This is a genomic window from Geodermatophilus sp. SYSU D00525, assembly GCF_054050475.1.
On record NZ_JBJGZK010000007.1, the window covers coordinates 113,801 to 138,366 of the forward strand.

At 76.0% G+C, this 24,566-nt stretch carries 19 protein-coding genes and 1 tRNA gene; 9 read left to right on the forward strand and 11 right to left on the reverse strand.

Annotation, left to right across the window (positions count from 1 at the left end; all coding sequences use genetic code 11):
* Window positions 1-40 precede the first annotated feature (40 nt).
* Complete coding sequence (locus ACI796_RS08475; RefSeq protein WP_456940784.1) at window positions 41-409, reverse strand: VOC family protein; 369 nt, start codon at window positions 407-409, stop codon at window positions 41-43.
* Between the two features lie 251 nt (window positions 410-660).
* Here ACI796_RS08475 and ACI796_RS08480 point away from each other — a divergent pair, with 251 nt between their 5' ends.
* A complete protein-coding gene (locus ACI796_RS08480; RefSeq protein WP_456940785.1) occupies window positions 661-2,691 on the forward strand; it encodes a putative bifunctional diguanylate cyclase/phosphodiesterase in 2,031 nt (676 codons plus the stop codon).
* 8 nt (window positions 2,692-2,699) lie between these two features.
* Here the strand turns inward: ACI796_RS08480 and ACI796_RS08485 are convergent, their stop codons facing one another.
* Both ACI796_RS08485 and ACI796_RS08490 read right to left on the reverse strand, forming a co-directional pair.
* Window positions 2,700-3,500, reverse strand: a complete 801-nt coding sequence (locus ACI796_RS08485; protein ID WP_456940786.1) for an SGNH/GDSL hydrolase family protein — start codon at window positions 3,498-3,500, stop codon at window positions 2,700-2,702.
* Between the two features lie 29 nt (window positions 3,501-3,529).
* Entirely contained in the window at window positions 3,530-4,954 is a 1,425-nt protein-coding gene (locus ACI796_RS08490; protein WP_456940787.1) for a dihydrolipoyl dehydrogenase family protein, read from the reverse strand.
* A gap of 34 nt (window positions 4,955-4,988) precedes the next feature.
* On the opposite strand from ACI796_RS08490, the gene ACI796_RS08495 reads away from it, so the two are divergent.
* The 4 genes from ACI796_RS08495 to ACI796_RS08510 all read left to right on the forward strand — a co-directional run bounded on the left by ACI796_RS08495 (window position 4,989) and on the right by ACI796_RS08510 (window position 9,114).
* Window positions 4,989-5,480, forward strand: coding sequence for a flavin reductase family protein (locus ACI796_RS08495; protein WP_456940788.1), 492 nt, complete (start codon window positions 4,989-4,991; stop codon window positions 5,478-5,480).
* A gap of 48 nt (window positions 5,481-5,528) precedes the next feature.
* A complete protein-coding gene (locus ACI796_RS08500) occupies window positions 5,529-8,132 on the forward strand; it encodes a bifunctional FO biosynthesis protein CofGH (RefSeq protein WP_456940789.1) in 2,604 nt (867 codons plus the stop codon).
* An 85-nt stretch (window positions 8,133-8,217) separates the two neighbouring features.
* Window positions 8,218-8,514 (forward strand): lipopolysaccharide assembly protein LapA domain-containing protein, encoded by a 297-nt coding sequence (locus ACI796_RS08505; protein ID WP_456940790.1) that lies wholly within the window; start codon window positions 8,218-8,220, stop codon window positions 8,512-8,514.
* A 177-nt stretch (window positions 8,515-8,691) separates the two neighbouring features.
* Window positions 8,692-9,114, forward strand: a complete 423-nt coding sequence (locus tag ACI796_RS08510; protein WP_456940791.1) for a response regulator — start codon at window positions 8,692-8,694, stop codon at window positions 9,112-9,114.
* A 125-nt stretch (window positions 9,115-9,239) separates the two neighbouring features.
* Here the strand turns inward: ACI796_RS08510 and ACI796_RS08515 are convergent, their stop codons facing one another.
* Both ACI796_RS08515 and ACI796_RS08520 read right to left on the reverse strand, forming a co-directional pair.
* A complete protein-coding gene (locus ACI796_RS08515; RefSeq protein ID WP_456940792.1) occupies window positions 9,240-11,138 on the reverse strand; it encodes a glycosyl hydrolase family 28-related protein in 1,899 nt (632 codons plus the stop codon).
* A 112-nt stretch (window positions 11,139-11,250) separates the two neighbouring features.
* Complete coding sequence (locus tag ACI796_RS08520) at window positions 11,251-13,116, reverse strand: putative bifunctional diguanylate cyclase/phosphodiesterase (protein WP_456940793.1); 1,866 nt, start codon at window positions 13,114-13,116, stop codon at window positions 11,251-11,253.
* Window positions 13,117-13,252: 136 nt separating this feature from the next.
* On the opposite strand from ACI796_RS08520, the gene ACI796_RS08525 reads away from it, so the two are divergent.
* Window positions 13,253-14,266 (forward strand): NADPH:quinone reductase, encoded by a 1,014-nt coding sequence (locus ACI796_RS08525; RefSeq protein ID WP_456940794.1) that lies wholly within the window; start codon window positions 13,253-13,255, stop codon window positions 14,264-14,266.
* Here the strand turns inward: ACI796_RS08525 and ACI796_RS08530 are convergent.
* The gene (locus tag ACI796_RS08530) at window positions 14,263-15,417 is read right to left on the reverse strand and encodes an acyl-CoA dehydrogenase family protein (protein ID WP_456940795.1); all 1,155 of its coding nucleotides are present in this window, start codon (window positions 15,415-15,417) and stop codon (window positions 14,263-14,265) included. The genes ACI796_RS08525 and ACI796_RS08530 overlap by 4 nt on opposite strands.
* Window positions 15,418-15,557: 140 nt before the next feature.
* Here ACI796_RS08530 and ACI796_RS08535 point away from each other — a divergent pair, with 140 nt between their 5' ends.
* Entirely contained in the window at window positions 15,558-16,157 is a 600-nt protein-coding gene (locus tag ACI796_RS08535; protein WP_456940796.1) for an SACE_7040 family transcriptional regulator, read from the forward strand.
* Between the two features lie 10 nt (window positions 16,158-16,167).
* On the opposite strand, the gene ACI796_RS08540 is transcribed toward ACI796_RS08535, so the two are convergent.
* Entirely contained in the window at window positions 16,168-17,988 is a 1,821-nt protein-coding gene (locus tag ACI796_RS08540) for a hypothetical protein (RefSeq protein ID WP_456940797.1), read from the reverse strand.
* Window positions 17,989-18,116: 128 nt separating this feature from the next.
* Complete coding sequence (locus ACI796_RS08545) at window positions 18,117-19,340, reverse strand: hypothetical protein (protein ID WP_456940798.1); 1,224 nt, start codon at window positions 19,338-19,340, stop codon at window positions 18,117-18,119.
* Window positions 19,341-19,491: 151 nt separating this feature from the next.
* Here ACI796_RS08545 and orn point away from each other — a divergent pair, with 151 nt between their 5' ends.
* Both orn and ACI796_RS08555 read left to right on the forward strand, forming a co-directional pair.
* On the forward strand, window positions 19,492-20,184 hold the full coding sequence (gene orn / locus ACI796_RS08550) for an oligoribonuclease (protein ID WP_456940799.1): 693 nt from the start codon (window positions 19,492-19,494) through the stop codon (window positions 20,182-20,184).
* A gap of 58 nt (window positions 20,185-20,242) precedes the next feature.
* Window positions 20,243-20,318: transfer RNA gene (locus ACI796_RS08555), tRNA-His, on the forward strand.
* Between the two features lie 295 nt (window positions 20,319-20,613).
* On the opposite strand, the gene ACI796_RS08560 is transcribed toward ACI796_RS08555, so the two are convergent.
* The 3 genes from ACI796_RS08560 to ACI796_RS08570 form a co-directional block, all read right to left on the reverse strand.
* On the reverse strand, window positions 20,614-21,096 hold the full coding sequence (locus tag ACI796_RS08560) for an ATP-binding protein (protein WP_456940800.1): 483 nt from the start codon (window positions 21,094-21,096) through the stop codon (window positions 20,614-20,616).
* A 247-nt stretch (window positions 21,097-21,343) separates the two neighbouring features.
* A complete protein-coding gene (locus tag ACI796_RS08565; RefSeq protein ID WP_456940801.1) occupies window positions 21,344-24,037 on the reverse strand; it encodes a LuxR C-terminal-related transcriptional regulator in 2,694 nt (897 codons plus the stop codon).
* Between the two features lie 113 nt (window positions 24,038-24,150).
* Window positions 24,151-24,411 (reverse strand): response regulator transcription factor, encoded by a 261-nt coding sequence (locus ACI796_RS08570; protein WP_456940802.1) that lies wholly within the window; start codon window positions 24,409-24,411, stop codon window positions 24,151-24,153.
* Window positions 24,412-24,566: the final 155 nt, after the last annotated feature.

The window sequence follows — 24,566 nt, forward strand, 5'->3', positions numbered from 1 at the left end:
TCCGGCACAGCGCACGGGCGGGGCGCGGGATTCCCGGCGGTCAGCGCGGTGGCAGCTGCTGGACCGCCCAGCCGTTGCCGTCGGGGTCGCTGAAGAACACGAACGACCCCCAGGGCAGGTGCTGGACCTCACTGACCTCCACGCCGCGCTCGGTCAGCTCCTTGTGCGCGACCTCGACGTCGTCGACGACGAGCTGCAGCCCCTGCGCGGCTCCGGGCGGCACGTCGAGCAGGCCGGTGCCGATGGCGATCGAGCACGCCGAGCCCGGCGGGGTGAGCTGGACGAACCGGACCTCGTCGCTCACCCGGTGGTCGTGGTCGAGGTGGAACCCGGCGCCCTCGGTGTAGAAGGCGATCGCCCGGTCGACGTCGCTCACCGGCACGGCGACCAGCTCGAGCTTCCAGTCCATGACGCGCTCCTCCGCTCGGGGTGCCCACCCTGCTCCCGGGAGGGGTGCGCGGGCACCCCTCCCGGGCGCCCGTGGCGGAGGCCCGGACGTCCGGACGCCGTGGCGTCGGGCGGAGGTGCTGCTCACGGCACCGCCCCACGCGCACCGGACGACACGGCAGCCTCGAACCGTGACGCACGGTGAGCGACCGACCACGACTCTCCGTGTGCGGGTTCCCCGGCTCCGGGCATCCGGTCGGCCACCCTGTGCAGGTGACTCTCAGCGCCGCCCACGTGCCCCGGCCCCGGGCCGACCAGCCCGGCGAGCCGAGCGGCGCACCGGCGGGGACGAGGCTGCGGGCCATCGACACGCTGCTGGCCGACCGCGGCCAGGTGTTCCGCGCCCTGTTCCTCAACTCGCCGGTGCCCAAGGCCCTCGTCGGACTCGACGGCCACCTGCTCGTCGTCAACGACGCGCTGTGCGCGCTGTCCGGCCGCGGCATCGACGACGTGGTCGGCCGTCACGTCGACCTGCTCGCCCACCCCGACGAGGCCCCGATCCCCGACGGCGACGGCGGCGTCGCTCCCGAGGACGTGGCCGGCCTGGACCCGTGGCTGCGCCGGGACGGCGAGCGCCGCCTGCGCCGCGCCGACGGCACCGAGCTGTGGGTGCAGCAGTCGCACACCGTCGTCCACCGGACCACCGGCGAGCCGCACTTCGTCGTCCTGTCGCTGGTCGACGTCACCGACCGGCGCCGCGCCGAGGAGGACCTGGTCCGCCGGGCCTTCACCGACCAGCTCACCGGGCTGCCCAACCGCCGCGCGCTGACCGACCGGCTCGCGCACGCCCTCGCGCTGTCCCGCCGCCGCGGGCTGCAGGTGGGCCTGGTGCACCTGGACCTCGACCGGTTCCAGGCGGTCAACGACACCCTCGGCACCGAGGCCGGCGACCAGCTGCTCAGCCAGGTCGCCGACCGGCTGCGCTGGAGCACCCGCGTGGAGGACACCGCGGTCCGGCTCGGCGCCGACGAGTTCCTCATCCTCGCCGAGGACGTCGAGGACCTCGACGGCCTGCGGGCGCTGGCCGACCGGCTGCTGTCGGTGCTCGACGACCCGTTCCAGCTCGGCAACCGCGAGATCGTGCTGTCGGCGAGCGTCGGGCTGACCATGGGCTCCGACGTCGCCCCCGACGACCTGCTGCGCCAGGCGCACAGCGCGCTCACCCGCGCCAAGCGGGACGGCAGCCGCGCGCGGATCGAGGTGCACGACGGCGGCCTGACCGAGGACGAGGTCGACCTGCTGCAGCTGGAGACCGACCTGCGGCGCGCGCTGGACGGCGACGAGCTGCGGCTGTTCTACCAGCCGATCGTCTCCCTGGCCGACGAGACGCTGCTCGGCTACGAGGCGCTCATCCGCTGGCAGCACCCCACCCGCGGGCTGCTGCCGCCGGGCGCCTTCCTCGACGCCGCGGAGAACAACCGGCTCACGTCCCGCCTGGGCGCCTGGGTGCTGCGGCAGGCGTGCACCGACGCCGCCGGGTGGCCGGCCGGGCTGCGGGTGCACGTCAACGTCTCCGCGCGCCACCTGGCCGAGGAGGGGTTCAGCGACCTGGTCGCCGCCGCGCTGGAGGAGTCCGGCCTGCCGCCCGAGCGGCTGGAGCTGGAGATCACCGAGTCGACGGCGCTGTTCGCCGCCGAGGCCACGCTCCAGGCGGTGTCGGAGGTGACCGCGCGCGGGGTGACGCTGGCGCTCGACGACTTCGGCACCGGCTACTCGGCCATCACCGCGCTGCACCGGCTGCCGATCCACACCGTGAAGATCGACCGGTCGTTCGTCTCCGACGTCGTCACCCGGCCCTCCACCGCCGCCCTGGTCCAGGGCCTGCTGCAGCTCGGGCAGGGCATGGGCCTGCAGGTGATCGCCGAGGGCATCGAGGACCTCGAGCAGGCCGAGTGGCTGCGCCGGCACGGCTGCGCGATGGCGCAGGGGTACGCGTTCGGCCGGCCTGCGCCGCTGCCCAGCCGCGCGGAGGCGCTGATGGCCGAGGTGCTCGTCGAGCAGGCCGCCGAGGAGGCCGCCGCCGTCCTCGAGGCGGTGACCGGCGAACTCGAGGCGGTCACCGGCGAGCTGCCCCCGGTGCCGGACCCGGCCGGCGGCGACGGCGTCGACCTGTTCCCGCTGGAGGACGCCGAGGAGCCCCCGGCCCCGCGGCCGTTCCTCGTGGTCGTCGAGGACCGCGCCGACGACGACGAGGACGGGGACGACGCCGCGCGGGCGGACGACGGGGACACCCCCCGGGACTGAGGGGCGACTCAGGCGCGGGGCAGCGCCAGCGGCACCGGCCGCTTCGGGGCCCGGCCGTCACCGGAGGACCGGCCGCGCAGGCGGCGGGCGATCCACGGCGCGACGAACCCGCGCACCCACGCGGCCTCCTCGGCCAGCGCCGCGCGCAGCGCCCGCGGCGGCGCCGGCGGCAGCGGGGTGCGCCACTCGCCGTCGCCGGGCACCGGGACGCCGAGCGCGTCGGCCGCGGCCAGCGCCATCCGCCGGTGCCCCTCGGCGGTGAGGTGGATGCGGTCGCTGTCCCACAGCCGCCAGTCCAGCAGCCAGTCCGCGCCCCACTGGTCGAGGACGACGGCGCCGTGCCGCGCGGCGATCGACCACAGCGAGGCGTTGAACACCGCGACCCGGCCGCGGGTGCGCCGGATGATCGGCGTCAGCCGCGGGTCCACGCCGGTGGCGAGCAGCACGTCGGCGCCGTCGGCGCGGAAGCCGGCCACCGCCTCCTCCAGCGCGGCGGCCAGCACGTCGGGGTCGGCGCCGGGGCGGAGCAGGTCGTTGCCGCCGGCCACCAGGCTCACCAGGTCCGGCCGCGCCGCGCGGGCGACCGGGACCTGCTCGGCGAGCACCTGCGGCAGCAGCCGGCCGCGGACGGCGAGGTTGGCGTACTCGACGTCGGCGCCCGGCGAGGCCGCGGCGAGGTGCTCGGCCAGCCGGTCGGCCCAGCCGCGGTACTCGCCGGGGCGGGCCGGGTCGGGGTCGCTGAGCCCCTCGGTGAAGGAGTCGCCGAGGGCGACGTAGCGGCGCCAGGAGGTGCGGGACGAGGCGGGCACGGGTCCCACCTCAGCACGGGCCGCCCGCGTCAGCCGCGCCAGGTCTCGAGCAGCCGCAGCCAGACCTCGCTGACCGTCGGGTAGGCCGGGACCGCGTGCCACAGCCGCGCGATCGGCACCTCCCCGACGACGGCGACCGTCGCCGCGTGCAGCAGCTCGGCCACCGCCGGGCCGACGAAGGTCACCCCGAGCAGCACCTCGCGCTCGGTGTCGACGACGGCGACCGCCGTCCCCTCGTAGCCGTCGGCGAACAGCTTCGCGCCGGCGACCGAGCCGATCGGGTACTCGACGACGCGGTGCGGCAGGCCGCGCTCCTCCGCCTGGGCGCCGGTCAGCCCGACGCTGGCCACCTGCGGGTCGGTGAACACGACCGACGGCGTGGCGGCGCGGTCGGCGGTGGCCGTGTGCGGCGACCAGTCCTCGACCCGCACCTCCTCCCCGCGGGCGCGGGCGACGATCGCCGCCCCGGCCTGGCGGGCCTGGTACTTGCCCATGTGGGTGAGCTGCCGGCGGCCGTTGACGTCGCCGACGCCGTAGAGCCACGGCAGCCCGCGCACCTGCAGGGTGTCGTCGACGTCGAGGTACTCCCCCGGCTCGAGGCCGACGGTGTCCACGCCGATGGCCGTGGTCCGCGCCTGCCGCCCGGCGGCGACGAGGACCTCGTCGCCGCGGACCTCGCCCTCGGCGGTCGTGAGGACCACCTCGTCGTGCTCGCGGCGGGCCGTGCGGACCTCGGCGCCGAGGCGGACGTCGACGCCGCGGTCGCGCAGCGAGGCGAGCACGGCGTCCCCGGCCTGCGGCTCGGCGCCGGGCAGCAGCCGGTCGCCCTGCTGGAGGAGCGTCACCTGCGAGCCCAGGGCGTTCCAGGCGAAGGACATCTCGCAGCCGACGTAGCCGCCGCCGACCACCAGCAGCCGGCGCGGGGGCTCCTTCGCGCTCGTGGCCTCGCGCGGGGTCCACGGCTCGACGTCGGGCAGGCCCTCGACCGGCGGCACCGCCGGCTCCGACCCGGTGCAGACGGCGACGGCGTGCCGCGCGGTCAGCCGCGTCTCCCCGCCGTCGGGCCGGGTGACGACGACGGTGCGCTCCCCGTCGAGCCGGGCGGTGCCGCGGACCAGGTCGATGCCGGCGCCCTCGACCCAGCGCACCTGGCCCGCGTCGTCCCAGTGGCTCGCGAAGGAGTCGCGGCGCTCGAGGGTGGCGGCGACGTCCTGCTCGCCGGTGACCGCGGCCGCGGCACCCCTGACCGCGCGCGCCTCCCCGATCGCCTCCGTGCCGCGCAGCAGCGCCTTGCTCGGCATGCACGCGTAGTACGAGCACTCCCCGCCGACGAGGTGCTCCTCGACCAGCGCCGCCGACAGCCCGCCCCGGACGACGACGTCGGCGACGTTCTCCCCGGTCGAGCCGGCTCCCACCACGACGACGTCGTAGGTCTTCTCGTCTGCGCTGCTCACCGGGCCATCCTGGCGGTGTGGTCGACTGGCCGCCATGCCGGTGTCACCCTCCGAGTTCAGCGCCGCCCTGCGGCAGTACGCCGCGGGGGTGGCGCTGCTGACCGTCCGGGACGACATCGACGACGTCGGGACGACGGTCACCTCGGTCATGAGCGTGTCGGCCGACCCGCCGCTGGTCGCCGTCGGGCTGACCGCCGACGGTTACCCGGCCGAGGTGCTGGAGACCGTGGGCACCTGCGGGCTCAGCGTGCTCTCCGCCGGGCAGGCGATCCTCGCCAGCCGGTTCTCCTCCGCGGGCCGGCCCTCGGCGCGGCACCTGCTCGAGTCGGTGCCGTGGTCGCGGGCGGCCGGAAGCGGCGCGATCGTCCTCGACGGCGGCGTCGTCGCGCTGGACTGCCGGCTCGACCGGCTGGTGCCGGCCGGCGACCACGTGCTGGCGCTGCTCGCCGTCGAGGACGTGCCGGTGCTGCGCGACGGCGCCACGCCGCTGCTCCGGCTGCGCGGCCGCTACGTCGACGCCCCCTGACGGACGGATCGGCACCCCGCGCAGGGTCCGGGTCTAGCGTTCGGGGTGATGACCGAGCCGCAGACCCCCGTGCCGTCCGCGCTGCGCCGGGCCCTCGCCCGCGCCGAGCGGGGCGTGACCCTCGACGCCGGCGAGGCCGAGACCCTGCTGTCGGCCCGCGGGCTGGGCGACGGCGAGCCGCTGGACCGCCTGCTCACCGCCGCCGCGCGGGTCCGCGACGCCGGCCTGGCCTCGGCCGGCCGCCCCGGCGTGGTCACCTACAGCCGCAAGGTGTTCATCCCGCTCACCCACCTGTGCCGCGACCGCTGCCACTACTGCACGTTCGTGACGACGCCCGGGCAGCTGCGCGCCCAGGGGAAGGCGCCGTTCCTCTCCCCCGACGAGGTGCTCGAGATCGCCCGGGCCGGCGCGGCGCTGGGCTGCAAGGAGGCGCTGTTCACCCTCGGCGACCGGCCCGAGGACCGCTGGCCGGTCGCCGCGGGGTGGCTGGAGGCGCACGGCTTCGACTCGACCCTGGCCTACCTGCGCGCGATGGCGATCCGGGTGCTGGAGGAGACCGGGCTGCTGCCGCACCTCAACCCCGGGGTGATGACCTGGGAGGAGGTCCAGCGGCTCAAGCCGGTCGCGGCGTCGATGGGGATGATGCTCGAGACGACGGCGACCCGGCTGTGGTCCGAGCGCGGCGGCCCGCACCACGGCTCCCCCGACAAGGAGCCGGCGGTGCGGCTGCGGGTGCTCGAGGACGCCGGCCGCTCCGCGGTCCCGTTCACCACCGGCGTGCTGCTCGGCATCGGCGAGACGCCGGCCGAGCGGGTCGACGCCGTCCTGCGGATCCGCGCCGCGCACCAACGGCACGGGCACGTGCAGGAGGTCATCGTCCAGAACTTCCGCGCCAAGCCGCGCACCGCGATGGCCGCCCACGACGACCTCGCGCTGCAGGAGTACGTGGCCGCCGTCGCCGTCACCCGGCTGCTGCTCGGCCCGCGGGCCCGGGTGCAGGCGCCGCCGAACCTGTCCGACTCCACCGAGCTCGGGCTGCTGCTGCGCGCCGGCGTCGACGACTGGGGCGGGGTCTCCCCGCTGACGCCCGACCACGTCAACCCCGAGCGCCCCTGGCCCAACACCGACAAGCTCGCCGCCCTCACCGCCGAGGGCGGGTTCACCCTGCGCGAGCGGCTGGCCGCCCAGCCCCGCTACGTGCTCGAGCCCGAGCCGTGGCTCGACCCGCGGGTGCGCCCGCACGTGGCCGCGCTGGCCGGGCCCGACGGCCTCGCCGTCGAGGAGCGGGTCCCCGCCGGGCTGCCGTGGCAGGAGCCCGACGAGGCGTGGGTGTCCTCCGGCCGCACCGACCTGCACGTCGAGGTGGACACCGTCGGGCGCACCGGCGACCGGCGCGGCGACTTCGACGCCGTCTACGGCGACTGGGCCGACCTGCGGGCGCGCACCGAGTCCGCCCGCGACGGCTCCTCCACCGCCCTGGCCGTGGGCGACCCCGAGGTGCACGCCGCCCTGCGCGCCGCCGAGCGCGACCCCGCCGGCCTGTCCGACGCGGAGTACCTGGCGCTGCTCGGCGCCGACGGCCCCGACCTCGAGGCGCTGTGCGCCCTGGCCGACGCCGTCCGCCGCGACGTCACCGGCGACGACGTCACCTACGTCGTCAACCGGAACGTCAACTTCACCAACGTCTGCTACACCGGCTGCCGGTTCTGCGCCTTCGCCCAGCGGCGCACCGACGCCGACGCCTACACGCTGTCGCTGACCGAGGTCGGCGACCGGGTCGACCGCGCGTGGGCCGCCGGCGCCACCGAGATCTGCATGCAGGGCGGCATCCACCCCGACCTGCCGGGCTCGGCCTACCTCGACCTGATCGGTGAGGTGAAGCGCCGGCAGCCCGGCATCCACCTGCACGCGTTCAGCCCCATGGAGATCGTCAACGCCGCCGCGCGGACCGGGCTGTCGTTCGCGGACTTCCTGACCGCCGCGAAGGAGGCCGGGCTCGACTCGGTCCCCGGCACGGCGGCGGAGATCCTCGACGACGACGTCCGCTGGGTGCTGACCAAGGGCAAGCTGCCCGCGGCGACCTGGCTGGAGATCATCGGCACCGCGCACCGGGTGGGCCTCCCGACGACGTCGACGATGATGTACGGCCACGTCGACACCCCGGCGCACTGGGTGGCGCACCTGCGCACGATCACCCGCCAGCAGGACGAGACCGGCGGGTTCACCGAGTTCGTGCTGCTGCCGTTCGTCCACCACAACGCGCCGATCTACCTGGCCGGCGTCGCGCGGCCGGGCCCGACGGTGCGGGAGAACCGGGCGGTGCACGCCGTCGCCCGGCTGCTGCTGCACGGCCGCATCCCGAACGTCCAGACCTCGTGGGTGAAGCTCGGCGACGCCGGCACCCAGGCGGTGCTGCAGGGCGGGGCCAACGACCTCGGCGGCACGCTGATGGAGGAGACCATCAGCCGGATGGCCGGCAGCGAGAACGGCTCGCTGAAGACGATCGCCGAGCTCGAGGCCGTGGCCGCGGCGATCGGCCGGCCGGCCCGGCAGCGCACCACCGACTACGGCACACCCTCGGAGGAGCGGCTGGCCACGGCCCGGTCCGAGGCCGGCCGCCGCGCGCTGACCCTCTCGATCACCCCCGTCTGAGCCCCCGCCGGCGGATCGTCCCCGCGGGGTGATCCGCGTCCGCACCGACGGCACCTACGGTCCGGTCGCGGCGGAGGAGGCGGTCATGGTCCAGCAGCAGAGCCCCGGCCCCGCGAGCACCGGCGGGACCGGCGGTGCACCCGGCAGCGCCCGTCTCAGCGGCGGGGTCGTCGCGGCCCTCGCCGGCGGGGGGCTGCTGCTCGTGTTCATGCTGCAGAACCGGCAGGACGTCACGCTGGAGTTCCTCTTCTGGAGCTTCACGTGGCCGCTGTGGCTGTTCACCCTGGTGGACGCGTTCCTGGGAGCGATCCTGTGGCTCGGGCTCGGCGTGCTGCGCCGGCACCGCCGCCGGGTGGCGCGGCGGGCCGCCCGGGACGACTGACCGGGTCACGGCCGGCGGACGGGCCCGTCGAGGACGCACCGGCCGCCGCCCGGGGAGGCGAGCCCGTCGGTCTTGCCGTGAGCGCCGACGTCTCCCAGGATCATCGCCTCACCGTTCGGGGTGTCACGGCGACCAGGTCACCGCAGGGCCCTCGCCGCACGGTCAGGAGGTACACGGATGACCGGAGCGAAGCACGGCGGTGACGTCTCCGCCGAGATCCGCGTGCTCCTCGTCGACGACCACCCGCACCTGCGCAGGACCCTGTCGGAAGCACTGTCCGAGGAGGGTGACCTCGTCGTCGTCGGCGAGTGCGAGGACGGGTCACAGGTGGTGGAGGCCGCTGCACGCCTGCGTCCTGACGTCGTGTGCATGGACCTGTCCATGCCGGTGATGGACGGGTTGGCGGCCACGGCAGCGCTGCGTGCCGCTCAACCCGAGGCCCGGGTCGTCGTGCTGACCGCGGAAGCCCGCGAGGCACGACTCGAGGCCCGGGCCGCCGGTGCCCACGCGCTGGTGCCGAAGGGCACCCGTCTCCACGCGCTGCTCCGCTGCGTGCGCACGGTCGCCGTCGGCGGCACGGGCTGTCCCTACTGCCTGTGATGCCACGGCGCCCCGTCGACCGTCGCGCCGTTCCCTGTCGCCTCGGGTGAACCAGCACCGCCGGCGACCGGACGTACCGGTGGGCCACCGCGGGAGTCCCGCGACGGCCCACCGGGCTCGCTGGGTCAGGCCGTCGGGTAGTCGACGACGTACTGCGCCGTGCCGGCCGTGGTCGGGTCGGACCGGCCGCCCACGTCGTTGACCACGTGCTCGATGACCCCCGGGGCGGCCTCGTCCAGGTGCACGGTCAGCACGTGGTGCAGCCGCACGCCCGGCGTCGTCGGCACCTCGAAGCCGCTCTCGGTGACGATCGGGCCGGCGTTGCGCTGGTAGCCGTACACGCCGCCGCCGTGGAGGCGGTGCTGCTGCACGTCGTCGGCGACCTTGTAGCCGGCCCAGCCGAGGGTGCCGTCGGGCTGCTGCCAGTCGGCCTGCGACGGCGGGTCGTAGGGCAGCTCGTTCTGGTAGAGCACCGTCGTCCCCTGCTCCCCGTTCCAGATCGTGTTGTGGGTCTGGAAGTGCTCGACGAACAGGCCGGTCGCGGTCACCCGGTCGCCGTTGACCTCCGCGCCCACGCGGCCGGTGTTGGTCCGCCAGCGGTCGGTGTCGCCCAGGTACCCCTCGGTGAAGGGCTCGAGGCCGTGGTCGGCCCGCCACACCCAGGTGTGGTCGACGAGCACGTCGTCGCTGTTGACCTCGAGCGCGGTGTCCACCTTGCCGACGTGCGGGCCGCCGACGCGGAAGTAGACGTCCGACAGCGTCGTCGGGTCCGCGGCGTCCGAGCGGCCGCCGTCGCCGTGGGGCTTGCCCACCTGCAGCAGCGCGGGCGACTCGACGGTGCCCGCGTCGATCGTCACGCCGGCGACCACGACGCCGGGGACGTCGGCGACGGTCACCGGGACCGCCCCGCCGACCGCGGTGAGCGTGGCGTGCCCGAGGCCGAGCACCACGGTGCCGGCGCGCTTGACGTCGATGCTGCGCGCGACGTCGTACACCCCCGGCGTGAGCAGCAGGTGCCCGCCACGGGCGAGGTGGTTGTTGATCTGCTGCACCGGCGTCGACGGCGTCGCGACGAGGAACTCGCTGATCGGGATGCTGCGGCCCGGCGTGAGCCCGCCGTCCCAGCTGACCCCGCGGGAGTCCTGCTGCGCCGCGGGCACCCGGACGGTCCAGTGGCCGGCGTCGTCGAGGTACAGGAACGGCTTCTCCCGGCTGACCGGGGTGGTGTCCAGCGTGGTGTAGGGCGGGTTCGGGAACCCGCCCTCCGACGGCGCGCCCTCGACGCCGGAGAACACCTGGTTCCACACGCCGTTGGACCAGCTGCCGATGGTGCTGTCGCGGATCAGCCACTGCTGCTGCGAGCCGTTGACGACCGTGCCCGCCCGGGAGTCGGCGATGAACCCGCCGCTGGCGTACTGCGGTCCGGCGGTGCAGTAGTCCATCAGCGACAGGTTGCCGCCGGTGACGTCCACCCGGCGCAGCGAGACCGCCTGGGACACGGCCCAGAAGTTGGCGCTCTGCCGGCAGCCGTCCTGGCCGGCGGCGTTGACGTCGATCGTCAGGTTGGAGACGGTCCGCCAGAAGTTGTTCAGCGCGATGCAGTTGCTCGTGCCGCCGTCGCCGAGGCAGCGGTTGTAGCTCTCGACCTTGCCGTTGATGACCACGTCGGACGGCGAGTCGCCGAGGCCGGTGACCTCGGTGTAGTAGCCGACCTTGATCTGCAGCGGCTGCGCGTCGGTGCCGTAGGTGCCCGGCCTGAAGAGGTAGGCGTACCGCTCGCTGCCCATCTCGTCGTCGCGCTGGGCGGCGAAGGTCGCGTCGAGTTCGGCCTGGATCTCGCTGACCGGCATGGACGGGTCGAAGACGGTGACGTTCACGCCGAGGTCCGGCGCGGTCGGGTCGGTGGCGGGCGGCGGGGCGGCGGAGGCCGCGCCCACCGCGAGGGGGGAGACGGACAGGGCGGTCGCGACGGCGAGCGCGGCGCCGAGACGGCGGCGGGCGGCGGGGAGGGAGGCTGGCTGCACGGACGTCCTCATCGTCGAGGGGGATGCGCACGGTGTGACTGCTGTCACGGAGCGCTCACAGGTTAGGGGACCGATCCGTTCCACTCGCACCCACCCCGGGCGCCCGCGCAGGTCAGGCGGTGGCGACCGGCTCCCGCGGCGCGGGGACGACGGCCACGGCCGCCGGCTGCGCGGGGTCGTGCGCGGGCGCGGGCAGCGGGCGGCCGAAGAGGAAGCCCTGGGCGTGCGAGCAGGCCAGGCCGTCGAGGACGGCGTGCTGCTCGCTGGTCTCCACGCCCTCCGCGACGACCTCCAGCCGCAGGTTGTGCGCCAGCTCGATCATCGAGGCCACCAGCGCGGTCGAGCGGCCGTCGCTGCCGAGCTCCTGCACGAAGCTGCGGTCGATCTTGAGGACGTCCGCGGGCAGCCGGCGCAGGTAGGACAGGGTCGCGTAACCGGTGCCGAAGTCGTCGATCGCGATCCGCACGCCGAGCCCCCGGAGCGCGTGCAGCTGGCCGGCCACCCGGTCGACGTCGCGCAGCAGCACCCCCTCGGTGACCTCCAGCGTGAGCTGCGCCGCCGGCAGGCCGGTCCCGGCGAGGACGGCGGACACCATGGCGACGACGTCGTCGTCGGTCAGCTGGCGCGGGGAGAGGTTGACCGCGATGCCGACCGGCCGGCCGGCCTCCGCCGTCCACGCCGCCGCCTGCCCGACCGCCTGCTCGAGCACCCAGCGGCCGATCTCGAGGATCGCGCCGCTCTGCTCCGCCAGGGGCACGAACTCCGCCGGCGGCACCAGCCCGCGCTCCGGGTGGTGCCAGCGCAGCAGCGCCTCGTAGCCGGTGGTGCGGCCGTCGGCCAGGTCGACGGTGGGCTGGTAGTGGACCTCCAGCTGGCCGGCCCGGACCGCGGCGGCCAGGTCCTGCAGCAGGGTGACCTCGTCCTCCGCCGCCTCGGCCATGCCCGGCGCGTAGCGGACCAGCCGGTTCTTCCCCAGCGCCTTGGCGCGGTACATGGCCAGGTCGGCGTTGCGCAGCAGCGTCCCGGGCCGCCGGTCGCCGGCGGTCGCGGTGTCCGCGACGCCGATGCTGACGTGCACGGCCAGCGGACGCCCGCCGACGTCGACCGGCTCGGCGAGCGCGGCCAGGACCCGCTCGCCGACGGCCGCCGCCTCGTCGGCGTCGCCGTCGACCACGACGGCGAACTCGTCGCCGCCCAGCCGGCCCACCTCGTCGCCCTCCCGGACGCAGGCCCGCAGCCGGTCGCCCACCGTGGTGAGCAGGACGTCGCCGGCCGCGTGCCCGCGGGTGTCGTTGACGTCCTTGAAGTCGTCCAGGTCCAGGAACAGCACGCTGACCGGGCCGGTGCGGCGGGCCAGCAGCGCGGCGGTGGTCTGCAGCAGGCGGGTGCGGTTGGCCAGCCCCGTGAGCGGGTCGTGCAGCCCCTGCCGCTCGTTGAGCCGCCAGGAGGACAGGTGCGCCAGGCTCGCGGCCAGCACGAACCCGCCGTGCACGAGCGCCCACAGCCAGGGGTCGCGGTAGGCGGCCTCGTGGTCGAACACCGAGTGCGGGAAGAGCGTCCCGACGGCGCCGTGGTGCCCGATGACGACCACGAGGGCCAGCCCGAAGGGCACCCAGTCCTGGTAGAGCGACACCAGGCCGACGACGACGAAGAAGTGGAAGTGCGCCTCGGTCAGCCCGTCGCAGACGTGCACGAGCAGCACCGAGGCGGCCAGCAGGCTCCCGGTCACCCCCGCGGCCCGCAGCGTGCGGCCGGCGTTCGGCAGCAGGCTGAACGACAGCGGGTAGACGACGGCGAGGGCGGCGCCGCCCGCCGCGGCCGGAGCCCAGCCCCGGGCCACCGCGAGGACGGCGATCACCACGGCCTGCACCGCGGCCAGCCGCAGCAGCAGCGCGTGCCGCCGCTGCCACACCTCGTCCGGCAGGGGCCGCCCCTCGGGCAGCGCGCGGCGGAGTCTGCCGATGACGGGGAGCTCCATGGAGCCCTCTTCGGCCGCGTATCCGTTCCGGATCAGTTCCGTTCCGCGGCGGTCACCCCGGGGGGTGAGGCCGAACCTGCGCCGACCGGAACGGCTCCGTGCGCAACGGGCCCGCCGGACGGGGTAGGGCCGCGGCGTGCGTGCCATCACCTACACCCGGCCCGGCGGCCCCGAGGTCCTGCAGCTGACCGACCGGCCCACCCCCGACCCCGGCCCCGGCGAGGTCCTCGTCCGGCTCGCGCTGGCCGGCGTCAACCCGACCGACTGGAAGTCCCGCACCAACGCGCAGCCCGGACCCGGTGGCCAGGTGCCCGGCCAGGACGGCGCCGGCACGGTGGAGGCGGTCGGGCAGGGCGTGGACCCCGCGATCCGCGGCGAGCGGGTGTGGGTGTGGGAGGCGGCCTGGCAGCGTCCCTGGGGGACGGCGGCGGAGTACACCGTCGTGCCCGCGCGCCAGGCGGTGCCCATGGGCCCGAAGCCCTCGTTCGAGCTCGGCGCGGCGCTGGGCATCCCGTTCCTCACCGCGCACCGCTGCCTCACCCTCGGCGAGTCCGTGCCCGACCGGATGGGCCCCGGCTCGCTGACCGGGCGCACCGTGCTCGTGCAGGGCGGCGCCGGCGCCGTGGGCAACGCGGCGATCCAGCTGGCGCGCTGGGCCGACGCCACGGTGATCGCCACGGTGAGCAGCCCGCGCAAGGCGCAGCTGGCCGCGGCGGCGGGCGCCTCGCACGTCGTCGACTACCGGCAGCAGGACGTCGTCGCCGAGGTCCGGAAGATCGCGCCGGAGGGCGTCGACACGGTCGTGGAGGTGTCCGCGGCCCGCAACGCCGCCGTCGACGCGCAGGTCGTCGGCATGCACGGCGCGGTCGCGGTGTACGCCGACGACGGCGGCGCCGAGGTCACCATCCCGGTGCGCGCGCAGATGAGCCCCAACGCCCGCTGGAACTTCGTGCTCGTCTACACCCAGCCCGAGCGGGCCAAGGTCCTCGGCGTCGAGGACGTCGACGCCGCCCTGCTCGACGGCGCGCTGTGCGTGGGCGAGGACGCCGGCCTGCCGCTGCACGTCTTCCCGCTGGCGGAGACGGCGCAGGCGCACCGGGCCGTGCAGGACGGCGCCGTCGGCAAGGTGCTGGTCGACGTGACGGCCTAGCCGACGCCGAGGTCCTTGGCGATGAGCATCCGCTGCACCTCGCTGGTGCCCTCGCCGATCTCGAGGATCTTCGCGTCGCGGTAGAAGCGCCCGACCGGCGTCTCGTTCATGAAGCCGTACCCGCCGTGCACCTGGGTGGCCGCGCGGGCGTTGTCCATCGCGACCTCGGAGCTGTAGAGCTTGGCGATCGAGGCCTCGCGGCGGAACGGCTCGCCGCGCAGCATCTTCTCGGCGGCGCGGTAGTAGGCCAGTCGCGCGGTGGAGGCCCGCACCTCCATGTCGGCGATCATGAACTGGACCGCCTGGTTGCGGCCGATCGGCCGGCCGAACGCCTCGCGCGTGCCGGCGTAGCGCACCGACTCGTCCACGCAGCCCTGCGCGAGGCCGGTGGCCAGCGCGGAGATGGCGACCCGCCCCTCGTCGAGGATCGACAGGAACTGCGCGTAGCCGCGGCCGCGCTCCCCCACCAGCGAGTCCTCCGGCACCCGGCAGTCGCTGAAGGACAGCTCGCGGGTGTCCGAGGCGTTCCAGCCGACCTTCGAGTACCGCGGGCCCACGCCGAACCCCGGCGTCCCCGACGGGATCGCGATCGCGGAGATCTCCTTGCCGCCGTCGGGCCGGGTGCCGGTGACGGCGGTGACGGTGACCAGCTCGGTGAGGTCGGTGCCGGAGTTGGTGATGAAGGCCTTGGAGCCGTTGACCACCCAGTGGCCGTCCTCCAGGCGCGCGGTGGTGCGGGTGGCGCCGGCGTCGGAGCCGCCGCCGGGCTCGGTCAGGCCGAAGGCGGCCAGCGCCTCGCCCGTGCACAGCCGCGGCAGCCAGCGCTTCTTCTGCTCCTCGCTGCCGAACCGGTAGAGCGGCATGGCGCCCAGCGAGACGCCGGCCTCCAGCGTGATGGCCACCGAGCTGTCCACCCGGGCCAGCTCCTCGATCGCCACGCACAGGTCGAAGTAGGTCCCGCCCGAGCCGCCGTACTCCTCGGGGAAGGGCAGGCCGAACAGCCCGAGGTCGCCCATCTGCCGCACGATCGCGGTGGGGAACTCGTCGCGCTCGTAGAAGCCGCCGATCTGGGGGGCCACCACCTCGAGCGCGAACTCGCGGACGGTCCTCCGCAGGGCCTCGGTCTCGTCGTCGAGCCGGTAGTCCAGCACGGTGTGCTCCCTGGTGCCGGGGCGCCGGTGGGGTCCTCCCCGGGGCCCGCCTGCGGCCGCACCGGTCGGCCGGCCGCTCCCGCCCGATGTTAACGACGGTTCACATCAGGGTCCAGACGGCGGCGGCTAGCATCCGCGGCGTGACCGCCAGCCAGCCCGACTCGGCGCTGACGGCGGACGCCGCCCGGCCCTCCCGGCGGGAGCAGATCCTGCGGGCGGCCGCGCAGCTGTTCGCCGAGCGCGGCTCGCGGGCGGTCGGCGTCGACGACGTCGGCGCCGCGGTCGGGGTGACCGGCCCGGCCATCTACCGGCACTTCGCCAGCAAGGACGCGATGCTGGCCGAGATGCTCGAGGGCATCAGCCAGCGGCTGCTGGCCGGCGCGCGCGAGCAGGTGGCCGCCGCCGGTCCCGACCCCGCCGCGCAGCTGCGGGCGCTGATCGCCTTCCAGGTGGACTTCGCGCTGGACAACCCCGCGCTGATCACCGTGCAGGACCGCGACCTCGGCTCCCTGCCGCCGGACGACGCGGCCGCGGTGCGCCGGCTGCAGCGCCGCTACGTCGAGGTGTGGGTGGACGTGCTGGCCCGGCTGCGGCCCGAGGAGGGCACCGACGCCAGCCGGGCCCGCGCCCACGCCGTGTTCGGGCTGGTCAACTCCACGCCGCACAGCGCCGGCCGGCTTCCGCGCGCGCGGACGGCCGCGCTGCTGGCCGCGATGGCCGAGGCCGCCGCGACCGCCTGACGCGGCGCCCTCAGCCGGCGGACGGGTCCGGCATCGGCAGGCTCAGGCCGGTGCCGGCGACCAGGTCGAGGTCGGCGGTGCCGCCGTCGCCGGGACCGGTCCAGGCGGTCTCCACGATGGTGACCACCGAGCCCCGGACGGCGCTGGCGTACTCCGCGCCGGACAGCTCCGCGGGCGCCCCCGGGTAGGTCACGCCCTCGCGCAGCAGGTCGCTGACGTTGCCGCTGCCGTTGCGGTCGGCCAGGTCGCGCAGGCCGCGGGCCGTGGTGGTGTCGCCCATGTCCACGGTGGAGACCGAGACCACCACCGCCCGGCCGTCCACGTCGGTCGACCACAGCGCCCGCGCCAGGCCCGTGCAGTCGGCCCGCTCGAAGGAGTCCGCGACGTCCCCGTAGGAGTTGCCGACGCAGGTGTCCTCGACCTGCACCCGCTGCAGGACGAACTCCCGGCCGTCGAGGACCGTGCGCTCGCCCGGCTGCGGGCCGGCCTCCTGCGCCCCCGGGGCGGAGGCCGGGGCGCTGGTGCTCGGCGGCGCGGCCGCGGAGGCGTCGCCCCCGCCGCCGGTGAGGCTCACCAGCGCGACCACCGCGACGACGACCACGGCCAGCGCGGCGGCGGTCAGCAGTGCCAGCCGGCGCCGCGCGGCCGGCGAGCGGCGGCGCGGGCCCACCAGGGGGATCGACGGCACCGGCGGGACGGGGGCCGCGGCCGGCGGCACGACCGGCGGGGCGGCCGGCGGCGGCTCGTGCCCGGCGTCGGTGCCGGCGTCGGTGTCGGCGTCGCCGAACAGCCCGCCGATGCCGCCGGTCTCCTCGGCCGGGGCGTCCGGGGCACCGCCCCCGGACTGGACGGCGGGCGCCTCGAAACGCGCGGTGGCCCTGTGCGCCGGGGCGGGCGCCGCGAACGCGGGTTCGACGGGGACGGGCGCGACGACGGGGACGGGCGCGACGGGGACGGCCGGGCCGGCGGCCGCGGCACGCGCCGCGGCCTCCTCGTCCGCCCGGATCGCGGCGGCGGCGACGGCGGCGGCCGCGACCGGGTCGACCAGCGGGCCGGCCGGGGCCGGGGCGGGCGGCGGGACGGCCACGGGGGGCGGTGCCGGGACCGGCGGGGCGGGCGGCGCCGCGGGGGCGGCCGAGGCGGCCATCGCCGCGGGCGCGAGCAGCTCCCGCCTCCGCAGCACGTAGGGCGAGTACGGGAAGCCCTCGCCGTTGAGCTCCTCGACCGCGGGCCCGCGGCCCTCGAGGCCGAGCGCGGTCAGCGCGGCGCGGACGTCGGCGGTGGTCCACAGCCGCGGGTTGTCCACCCCGGCGTAGCGGGCTGCCCGCGAGATGCCGAGCAGCAGCGAGCGGGGTTCCAACAGCGCGACCTGGTCGCCGTCGCCGAGGTCGCCGTCGGCCGGGACCAGGCCGGTGAGGTCGCCGGCCAGGACGGTGAGCCGGGCGATGCGGCCGGGCTCCAGGCCGGCCCGGCGCAGCCGGACCGCGGCGTCCATGCCGGCCCGCATGAGACCGTCCAGCGGCGTCGAGCCGCCGCCGGCCAGCTGCAGCACCTCGCCGGGACCGGCGCCCGGGCCGATGGTCCAGGAGCCCTCCGGGGTCGCGGTGACGACGCCGGTCTGCCGGACCACCTCGACCACGCGGACGACGGCCAGGCCCTCGGGGACGAAGACCACGGCGTCGGACAGGCGCCGCTCCATGGGGCCGTCGACGACCGGGAGGGAGGCCACGACGGCGCCCCGGACGGCTCCGCCGCGGTCCCAGCGGGTCAGCTCGGCGAAGAGCGCACGCTCCCCCGCCGTCTGCGGCGGCACGGGCGTCAGGGCCAGCACGTCGTCCTCCGGGGGCGGGTGGGGGTCAGGGGTGGGCCGGACGCGCGCGAGGGCGCGGGGGCCCGGCAGCGCGATCCGGGCGGGCGGCCCGTCCGACGTTACGTCAGGTGACGGGCCGGTCCCGCTCCTCAGCGGGTCGACGCGCCGCCGTCGGCCACGCCGGCCGGGACGGCGCCGGCCGGGCGGCCCGGCTCGACGGGACGGCGCCAGGCGGCGAACCGGGCGCTGCGGCCGACCAGGTCGACCGCCGACCACAGGCCGGTGAACGCCGCGACGACCAGCACGATCGACCACCAGGACCAGTTCCACGGCGGCAGGACCCCCGCGGCGTCCTGCACCCACCCGGCGGCGTAGACCACGACGGCGGTGGCGGGCGCGGCGCTCCAGCCGGGCAGCCCGCGGGTGACCGCGAGGTCGACGCAGACGGCGCCGGCCAGCAGCACCAGCGGCAGCACCGACGGCGGGAAGCCGATCGCCACCAGCCCCGCCCACATCACGGCGCGGTAGGCGAGGTAGGTGCCGGCGACGACGGTCGCGGTCCAGCGGAATCCGACGACCTTGCGCGCCACGACCAGGGAGAGCAGGCCGGCGCAGACCAGCCACGCCGGGTGCACCCAGGAGGGCACCGGCAGCATGAACATCGTGGGCGTCTGCCCCTGCGAGGCGGCGAAGTCCAGCAGCTGCGGCTCCGCCGTCGTCCGCCCGGCCTCGTAGGCCCGCAGCGACAGGACGCCGTACTCCTGGTGCTGGTTGGGGAAGACCACGTTCTCGACGAAGAACAGCCACAGGCCCAGCGAGACGAGCGTGCGGACCCGGCCGGGCGCGGCGTACAGCCACCAGCCGCGGATCGCGCCGGCCAGCATGACCGCCGTCCCGACGTAGAGCAGCGCGTGGCTCGGGCTCCAGCTGGTGATGTCCAGCCCGTTGATCCGGTGGTTGACGATGTCGACCGGGACGGCGACGAGGAAGGTGCCGATCCCCCACTGCATGAGGCGCAGCGCCCGGCGGTCGACGCCGTAGCCGCTGTAGCTGTGGAAGACCACCAGCGCGATGACCACCGCGGTGCCGGCCGAGTTGAGCAGGTGCGGGGGCGCCAGGTCGTCGCGCAGCCACTTGAAGTGCCAGGAGACGTCCCAGGACGAGCCGAGCATCTTGAGCAGGAAGGCCCCGAGCCAGGCGCCGTAGATCCAGCGCAGCTCGGTCTCCCCCGTCGGGCGCCCGGGCCGGCCCGGCGTCGTGTACGCCAGCCACAGCCAGCGCAGCAGCGCGACGGGGTGCCGCAGCCCGGCCGCCAGCGAGCCCGGTGCCGGGGGGACCGCTCGGGCGGGAGCGGCGGGGGCGGGGTGGGGCACGGGAGGACTCCCTGGTCTCGCTGACGGGATGGACCCACCGTAACGGCGCAGGTCGCCGAAGCCGACCCCTCGAGTGGCGCCGGTGTGGCGCATGGAGTAGTGGGCCGACACGCGAGGCGTGCGGGACGGACGGGACGTAGGGTCGGCCGACGTGGCGGACAACGGCGGGCACCTGGTCTGGATCGACTGCGAGATGACCGGGCTGGACCTCACCCGGGACAAGCTCATCGAGGTCGCCGTCGTCGTGACCGACTCGGAGCTGCGGGTCCTCGACCCCGGCCTGGACCTCGTGATCTCCGCCGACGACGCCGACCTGGAGGACATGGCCGACGTCGTCACCGAGATGCACGCGAAGTCGGGGCTGACCGACGCGGTGCGCGCCTCGACGCTCACCGTGGCCGAGGCCGAGCAGCAGCTGCTGGCCTACGTGAAGCGGTGGGTGCCCGAGCGGCGGACCGCTCCGCTGTGCGGCAACTCGATCGGCACCGACCGCGGCTTCCTCGCCCGCGACATGCCCGAGCTCGACGACCACCTGCACTACCGGATGGTCGACGTCAGCTCGATCAAGGAGCTGGCCCGCCGCTGGTTCCCGCGGGTCTACTTCGCCCAGCCGCCCAAGGGCCTGGCCCACCGCGCCCTGGCCGACATCGTCGAGTCGATCCGCGAGCTGGCCTACTACCGCCGGACCCTGTTCGTCGACACCCCCGGCCCGTCGACGTCGCAGGCGCAGCGGGCCGCCGGGGAGGTCGTCGCCGGCTTCGCCGACGTGCTCTCCGCGGCCGACGCCACCCCGCCCGTGGCGCCCGTGGAGGACGGCACACCCCCGGCTGCGTCGGGGAGCTGACCGGCTCCGGTATCCTCGTCCCTGCCTCCGGCGCGAGCACGCCGCCGGGGCGCACGCGGTGGGTGTAGCTCAGCTGGTAGAGCACCAGGTTGTGATCCTGGGTGTCGCGGGTTCGAGCCCCGTCACTCACCCCACGCGGTGGAGGCCCTGGCCAGGCGACTGACCAGGGCCTCCATCCGTTCGGGCGCCGTTCGCGACGGCAATCGGCATCCGCTTGCCCCTCGATCGGGGCAGGACCGGGGGGCAGTGGCGGGGCGACTGCGCACCCCAGACAGCTCCCGACGGCCACCACGTCAGTAGCACCACGACGACCAGGGCCTCCCACCTGACGACCGAGCGCCCCGGGTGGGAGTGCGCCGTCTGGGTGGCCACCGCGCTGATGAGGGATGCACCGAGTGGTGACCACCCCTCCATCGGGGGGAGAACCGTTCAGCCGTGTCGGACTCGGGGATCCGCCTCGCGTGCTTCCGGGTGGGTGTAGTCGATCCGCGCCCAGACGTGCTTGCGGTTGTGGGCGACTGTCCAGCCATGAGCTCCGCACAGGCTCGCGACCAGGTGGAGACCCAGGCCACCGTGTGCGGCGTCGCGGCCGACGGCGACTGCCGGTGGCCGGGCGACGGCGGCGTCACTGACGTCGAGCAGCCAGAAGTGGCCGAAGGCGGTGATCTCCACGCAGACCGGCAGACTGCCGTGGCGCAGTGCGTTGCTCACCAGTTCCTCGAAGACCAGCACCAGCCGCTCGACGGTTCCCTCGTCGGCGTCAGACGGGCGGCCACCGTCGTGCAGAGCGGCGGCTAGTTCCTGCCGGTGCACGGTCAGCTCAGCAGGGGTGGCCGGTTCCCATCGGCCGACCAGGTGTGTATCAGAGCCGGGCACCGGCCAGGAGCGGCGCGCCCAGGCGCCCTGCGTCATGGGTCGCCCGGTTTCCGGTGGTCCCACTCCGGTCCTGCGCCCGGGAACGGCCGGCGCGTGGGCTCGTCGGGCGACGGCTGCAGCGGACCCCCGCGAGACTCCCGGTCCGGCGAGGCGATCGCCGTCCGCACCGCACCGGAGGACCACCGCGCCTGCCCGCGAGCCGGAGCCCGCCTGCTGCCGGTGACGAGGTCCTGCCAGCGGGACACTCGGGGCGCCGCGAGAACCGGCGTCATCGCCGCGGCCATCAGAGGATCCCGAGCTCGCGGGCCCGGCGAACCGCCTCGTTGCGTCGGGTGGCCCCGAGCTTGCGGAGGATGCTCCGGACGTGAGTCCTCACGGTGTTGATGGAGACGAACATCGCCGCGGCGATCTCGGTCGTGGAGAGCATCTCCGTGAGGTGCCGCAGGACCTCCCTCTCCCGAGGGCTGAGCGCGCCGATGACCACCGGGGCGGGAGTGCCCGCCGATGGGGCATCGGGCGCCGCAACGGACCGCCGTGGTGCCGGCACGGGAGGCACCGGCGGCGCGGTCGGGCTCAGCCAGGCACCGGCGGCGGCCAGTACCGGGTCGGTGCGCAGCAGCGGACGCAACTGCGGTGGCGCGTCGAGGAAGGGGCGACGCAGCCGCTCGGGGGCGGCCAGGCGCAGCGCCCGCTCGAGGACGGTGACGGCGCCGGAGGTGTCCGCGACCCGGGCGCGCAGGCAGGCCCGGACGACGGCGTCCTCGATGGCGAGCACCGGCAGCAGCGGGCCGCTCGTGGTGGCGACCGACTCGGGCGGGTCCTCGTCGAGGCCGAGGGCACCGGCGGTGGCACGCAGCAGCGCGGACCGGGGTGAGGCGGCGGGCAGCCGGTCGAGCAGTCGCCGGTAGCCGGGCCCGTCGCGGCGGGCGAGACGGATGCGCGCGGCCTCGGCGACGACCTGCTCCCGCACCCAGCGCGGCAGGGCGACGATGTCGAGGACGGGTCGCAGCGCCTGGTCGGCGGCGTCGGGTTTCCCGCGTGCTCGCCGCAGCCGGCTGTGCAGCACGGCCTGGAGCGGGCCGGTGACGGCGGCGTCCTGCTGCCGTTCCTCGGCGCGGGTGAGCCAGCGGCAGGCCTCGCCGGGCTCGTGGCGTTCGAGGCACGTCCAGGCGGCGGCGGTCGCCGCGGCAGCCGCCCGCCGGTTCTGAGGCAGCCGGAGTTGCTCGGCGAGCTCCTCGTGGTCCTCCACCAGGTCCGCGGCGTGCCGCAGCCGTCCGGCCAGCGCTTCCAGCAGTGCGAGGTCGGCCAGGCAGTGGGCGCGCAGCCGAGGGGCGGCGTCCGTGGCGGTGGCGGTGGTCAGCGCGCCCCGGACGGCGTCGAGCAGCGTGTCGTCAGAGGCGTCGGTGTGCAGCAGCGCGGCCGCTCCGGCGGCGGCGAGGACGGCAGCCAGCACAGCCCGCCGCGGCTCCGGGGCCCCTCGCAGGTCGGCCAGGAGGGGCTCCGCGTCGGCAGCAGCGGCCCGCACGTCCTCGCCGGTCGGGCCGGCGGCCGCGGCGGCGGCACAGGTGGCTGCGGCGGCGACGCGCAGTGCTGGGCGGTTCCCGGCGTCGGCGGCGGCGGCTGCGGTCAGAGTCAGGTCGGCCGGGCTTGCCGCGGCTCCGGAGCCGAGCGTCGCCGCGGCGCGCAGCACCGCCCCGTCCACCCCGTCCGCCCCGGCCGGCACGGGACCGGCGGCGGTCCCGTCCGCCAGCAACCCGGCGACGGCCAGGTCGTCGATCAGCAGGCGGGCGTTGAGCTGCTGGTCGCCCGCGGTGTCCGCGTGCGCGATCGCCCGCGGCAGGTCCCCGGCGGCGGCATACCAGGCGGCGCAGGTCCGGTGCAGGGCGGCGACGTCGCCGGGGTGGTCGTAGGCCAGCTGGGCCTGCAGGATCTCGCGGAAGAGGGCGTGGATCCGGTAGCCACCGGCCGCGCCGGCGGCACGCTCGACGAAGGCGTTCGCGGCGGTCAGCGACGCCAGCACCCGGCGGCCGTCGGGCCGGCCGGTCAGCCGCTCCAGCAGGTCGGGCCACAGCTGGTCGGTGACGCTGATCCGCAGCAGGAACCGGCGCACCGCCGCGGACTGGCGCCCCAGCACCTCCGCGGACAGGTACTGGGCGACGCTGCCGTCGTCGGCGGCGAGGGCGGTGAGCAGCTCCTCCGGCGGGGTGCCCTGGGTGAGCGGTGCCGCGGCCAGCCGCAGCGCGACCGCCCAGCCCTCCGTGGCGGCGCACAGTGCGGCGGCGACGTCCGCGGAGACGGGGGCACCGAGCGCGGCGAACAGGGCGCCGGCCTCCTCGGCGGTGAACGCCAACCGGTCGGCGCGGATCTCGGTCAGCGCGTCGGTGAGGCGGTACCGGTGCAGCGGCAGCAGCGGGTCGGAGCGGGCGCACAGCACCAGCCGCAGCCGCGTCCCGGCGTAGCGGATGAGCCGGTCGAGCGCGTCGAGGAGGTCCCGGCGGCTCAGGCAGTCGGCGTTGTCGAGGACCAGCACGACCGGCGCGGGCAGCGCGAGCAGGGCCGCGGCCAGGCGGGTGGGGGCCGCCTGCCCCGGTCCGGCCGGCTCGGGCAGCTCGACCCCGGTCCGGCGCAGCGCCGCGGTGACCTGGGCCCAGAAGGCGGCCGGGACGTCGTCGGCCTCCTCCAGGGACAGCCAGGCGACGCGTTGCCGATCGTCCTGGCGTTGCCGACCGTCCTGCGCGCGTAGCCAGGACGCGGCGAGCACCGTCTTCCCCGCGCCGGCCGGCCCGCTGAGCAGCGTCACCGGTGTGGTGGCCACGCCACGGGAGAGCAGGGTCAGCAGCCGCGGCCGGGGCACCGGGGGGAATCCCAGCGGCGGCGGGGCCAGCTTCGTCTCCAGCACGACGGCGTGGAAGCGGGTGGGAGCACCTGCCGCTGCGGCCCTGCCCTGCTCGCCGGGCGCGGTGAGCAGCTCGGACATGGGGCCCTTCCTTCCTCGCCCGCAGCCGGCGGCGCGGGCTCTGAGGGTGACCTCTTCGTGGTGCTGGTGTCGGGGGACGAGTGAGGAACCGAGCTGAGACGTGGAGCGGGGGATCAGGAGGCGTGCTCCCCTCCACGCTGCCGAGGGATCGCGCCGCCGCATCCCGCGGGGTCCTCCCGCCCGTGAAGCAGCCCGAGCGAGCGGGCCCGAGGAACCACGTCGGCCCGGGCAGGCGCGCCGAGCATGTTCTGCAGGCGGTGGATGCGGGTGCGGACCGTGTTGGTCGAGATGGACATGGCCGCGGCGATGGTTGCGGTGGACCGACCGGAGGCGAGGTGGTGCAGCAGCTCGAGGTCGCGCCCGGTCAGCGACACCGAGGTGGGAGCACCGGTCGTCGTCGCCGGCGGTGGCGGTCTGGGCATGTCGCCCCCTCCTCGGGGCCCGTCGAGGATCCGGCGCCGCCGCCTCGATTCGGCGGATCGGTCACGCCCCGCCAGACGGGTGGGACCCTTCGTCGTGGCGCGCCGGG